Source organism: Xylophilus sp. ASV27, from assembly GCF_016428875.1.
Taxonomy (GTDB): Bacteria; Pseudomonadota; Gammaproteobacteria; order Burkholderiales; family Burkholderiaceae_C; genus Xylophilus.
This window is the reverse complement of sequence record NZ_JAELTO010000324.1, coordinates 1-383: the sequence shown is the minus strand read 5'-3', so window position 1 is coordinate 383 and position 383 is coordinate 1. Positions and strand designations below refer to the sequence as shown.

1 protein-coding gene is annotated in these 383 nt (G+C 69.7%); it reads left to right on the top strand.

Going from position 1 to position 383, the window contains the following annotated elements; genetic code table 11:
- The first annotated feature begins 140 nt into the window (after nucleotides 1-140).
- On the top strand, nucleotides 141-272 hold the full coding sequence (locus JHD63_RS24660) for a hypothetical protein (protein WP_255519321.1): 132 nt from the start codon (nucleotides 141-143) through the stop codon (nucleotides 270-272).
- Nucleotides 273-383 lie beyond the last annotated feature (111 nt).

The window sequence follows — 383 nt, the reverse complement described above, 5'->3', positions numbered from 1 at the left end:
CCCCCCCCCCCCCCCCCCCCCCCCCCCCCCCCCCCCCCCCCCCCCCCCCCCCCCCCCGCCTGTTCAAGCCGAAGACGGCATACGCGATTTCCTGTACGGTCTCGTGGGCTCGGAGATGTGTATAAGAGACAGATGGGCTGGTGAACTGCATGTTCGCGCTGGCCGACGCCTGCCGCCAACTGGAGATAACGCCGAGCACGCTTCTGTCGCAGGTGGATTCGGTGCGCTACGCTACCACGCTGGGCACCCTGCTGTCTCTTATACACATCTGACGCTGCCGACGAAGAGAACCTAGTGTAGATCTAGGTGGTCGCGGGATCAGTGAAAAAGGGGGGGGGGGGGGGGGGGGGGGGGGGGGGGGGGGGGGGGGGGGGGGGGGGGGG